Annotated in this window: 2 protein-coding genes and 1 pseudogene; 1 reads left to right on the top strand and 2 read right to left on the bottom strand. The window is 38.8% G+C overall.

Annotated elements, in window-relative coordinates:
• Positions 1 to 360 precede the first annotated feature (360 nt).
• Positions 361 to 1,526: pseudogene (locus tag AC1DUA_RS33230) on the top strand (aminotransferase-like domain-containing protein).
• A gap of 40 nt (positions 1,527 to 1,566) precedes the next feature.
• Here AC1DUA_RS33230 and AC1DUA_RS33225 read toward each other — a convergent pair.
• Both AC1DUA_RS33225 and AC1DUA_RS33220 read right to left on the bottom strand, forming a co-directional pair.
• Positions 1,567 to 2,163, bottom strand: a complete 597-nt coding sequence (locus tag AC1DUA_RS33225; RefSeq protein ID WP_477503799.1) for a hypothetical protein — start codon at positions 2,161 to 2,163, stop codon at positions 1,567 to 1,569.
• A gap of 280 nt (positions 2,164 to 2,443) precedes the next feature.
• Positions 2,444 to 3,220: a Cof-type HAD-IIB family hydrolase gene (locus AC1DUA_RS33220; protein WP_477503798.1), complete on the bottom strand. Its 777-nt coding sequence runs from the start codon at positions 3,218 to 3,220 to the stop codon at positions 2,444 to 2,446.
• Positions 3,221 to 3,414 lie beyond the last annotated feature (194 nt).

Genomic DNA, 3,414 nt, shown 5'->3' with positions numbered 1-3,414 from the left:
GCCTATAGCAACAAGCAAAGGGCTTGCTACAAGCGCAGTACAAAGCATAATAAAAGATATCAAAGCTGCCAACTGGTCCAACTCCTTTCCACGGTTTATGACATCAATCGTAAAACACTTATGAATATCATAAAATTGAAGAGAACGAATGTAACCAACCAATCAATAAGTTTTTTATGCCATCCACTAGTCACCTTCTAAGTATTTAACCATCCAATTAAAAGGGCGAGAACCCCACCATGTTCACAGAATACTAAATGATAAAGTGGAAAACATCGGTTATTTCTCTTAGATAAATGGTATGATAAAATTTAAAGTTTGGCTGATTTGAATGAATATGAATATTCAAGGGGATTTAAGATGTGGAAACCTGATCGTACTAGTAAAAAAGCTCTATACGAGCAAATTGCCGACCATCTCGAGCAAAGAATTTCATTTGGAGAGTTTCCCCCGGGGAGTTTACTGCCCTCTGAACGGAAACTAGCTGAACAATTTGATGTGAACCGCAGCACCGTCATTTCGGCATTCGCGGAACTTCGGTCCATGGGAATTATCGAAAGCCGTAGTGGCAGTGGAACTCGGGTGAGTACATCCAAATGGGGGGCAACTCCGAAGCATACTCCGAACTGGAGTCGATTTGCCGAAGGAGGAAATTTTCTACCTAACCTACCTTTTCTGCGGAGGATCCGCGAAGCATTAACTCAGAATCCATCACTGATCGATTTTGCAAGCGGTGAACTATCGGCTGATTTAGCTCCGACAGATGAAATCGCGGAGTTAATGAGTACAAACGCGTATACATCCTATTTGGGTTACGTTATTTATACAAAAAACATCGCATTAAGATGGTGTTCTTGAATCCAAATTATCAGAACCCAACTGGAACATTACTAAGCGATGAAAGGCGTAAGCATCTGCTTGATGTCATTTGTGAACTAGGACTTCCTGTTGTGGAAGATGATCCATATAGCTTAACTTCTTATGAAGGCGTCCCTCCTTTGCCTCTGAAATCAATGGATACTATGGGTTCTGTTCTATATATTGGCTCATTCTCCAAGATCGCAGCTTCCGGCTTACGGATAGGCTGGATGGTAGCGCCTCGTTCTATTGTGGAACGGCTAGCCGACGCTAGACAACAGATGGATTTTGGATTAAGCATCATTCCACAGCAGATTGCGGGCCAGTTTTTACAGTCATCTTACTTTGCTCCTCATTTGGAACGATTGCGTATCCAGCTTCAATTTAAACGGGATTTACTCATCAACTCTCTAGAGAAGGAGCTTTCTGGTCTAATTGAATACACAGTACCAGCAGGAGGCTTACATTTGTGGTGTAAATTGAAACCGAATATTTCAGATGGTAAATTATTGGAAGAATCAATTAAGAATGGAATTGTATTTGTACCTGGTAGCGTGTATGGTTCCGATCTGGGTTACGTGCGATTTACATTCGCCAGAACGAAACCGGAGGAAATTGAGCTCGGGATAGCCAAATTTGCTAGAGCACTACGTGAGTTGATAGAATGAAGGCTTTTTGTGRGAATATAAAAGCGTAGGTGAGCTGATTCTACTCCCCTAAGTATTCGTGTATCTTTGAAATTTCATCAAGATGTGTATGAATTCCTTTTCCAAATATAATGTAACCTTCTTTGTCAGCGTAAGGATATCTAATTTCAAATTCATCCGAACCCATGAGTCCAGCGATATGCAGAGATACATTTGTCTGTCTGGATTTTTTATTTAAAATTGCGTCCACTGTTCCATACATATAAACAGAACCATCTGATAATTTTTCTTTAGTTAATATTGAGTTAGCATTTACCTGAATAGATATTTTTTCATTCCCATGTATCAATACACCACTACCAATAGGGTGCACTTTCGGGCTATCGTGTTCAATGATTGGCTTTAGTCGCAGGCTTAATTGTAACCGAGAATTAGGATTCAAATGATCTAAAATTAGTTCAGGAATCAGTCCCATCTCTTGAATAGAACTCGTACCCCTATGCGTTTCCAACCAAGATTCTGCTTCACCTGCCCACTGTAATCGTTCAAATTTAATATCTGCTTTTGGCTCTGGATGCCTTGAAAAAAGAACTATCACAAGAGCAATAGCAAGTAATATTCGTGCCCAGAGCCATATTGTCATATGTAATTGCTTCATCGGGAACCTCGCAACTTCTAATGTCTTTATATAATCATAGTAGTAGCTTATTAACTAAATGTCGCCATCCATTAACTCAATAATAAAACCAACCATGTTCATTGAAATGAAACAATTGCTATTTGAATCCTAAAACGCGGAAAAGACCAAGAATTATCTTCTTGGTCTTTAATAAAGAGGTTCTACGAATTCACGTTGTCGGAAATGCATCTCCTGAATGAGTTACACCTTTTACCTGTCCCTCAATGACTACGAAATTAAAAAATGATGGATAGCTGAATTATATGATTCCAAACTGAGTCAGAGCATAGTGGATACCATCTTCGCTAGCTTTCTTGGTTACGAAATCTGCTTTTTGCTTAAGCTTTTCATCGCCGTTTCCCATAGCAATCCCCAAACCAACAAACTCTAACATATCCAAGTCGTTTCCACCATCACCAAATGCAATCGAATGGCAAACATCAATTTTGTAATAATCTAGCACTTCTTTGATTGCTTCCGATTTAGATACAATTTTAGTTTCAAGGACGTTCATTACATAACGGTGGAAACGTACAAACTGAAGGTGTGGAAAGTTATCTATAAATTTCTCAGCTTCACTCTCATCAGCATATAAACATATACAGTAAATCTCCTCTGGAAGTGTGTTTAATTTGCTAGGATAATCGACAAGTCCAAGGGTCTCTACTAAAGCTTTTCTAACACGTTTCTCTTCTACACCGATACCATTCATTGAAATAGAATCTGTAAAATATGAAATTCCGTGTCCATGTACCTCAGCAAAACTCGATAGTTCATGAACCGTCTTTTGAGATAATACTGACTTATAAATAACTTCTTTTTGGTTTTTCACAAGCGCACCATTAGATGAGATTAATGTATCAATACCTAGTGAAACTAGTTCTTCACATAAATTATGAGGTCTACCAGTTGCGACTACGACCTTAATACATTCTTCATGGAGTCTCTTAATAGCCACTTTTGTACTATTAGGGATTACTCTATCCACTTCACTGTATAATGTACCATCAACATCAAAAAACACTATTTCGTACATTCTGCACGATTCCCCCTATTTAAGAAAACACTAATGATATGAACTAGCTTCTTTGACTTGAGTATTAAAACACGGTCTTTTTGCGCACCGGATATAACATCGTAAAGTCGAATATTTCAATCTCCGAATAGGGGATTGTCAGAGAGTTCAATGGTTCAAGCGGTACCGTCTCCATCCCGAGTACTCCCTTACGT

The sequence above is a fragment of the Paenibacillus sp. 01T422 genome, from assembly GCF_056398785.1.
Note: the sequence above shows the minus strand (reverse complement) of the source record. Positions and strands in the feature narration are given on the sequence as shown.

Bases quoted from the DNA above. Each gene is read 5' to 3' on its own strand.
- AC1DUA_RS33220 (WP_477503798.1), bottom strand. From the start codon at position 3,220: ATGTACGAAATAGTGTTTTTTGATGTTGATGGTACATTATACAGTGAA.
- AC1DUA_RS33225 (WP_477503799.1), bottom strand. From the start codon at position 2,163: ATGAAGCAATTACATATGACAATATGGCTCTGGGCACGAATATTACTT.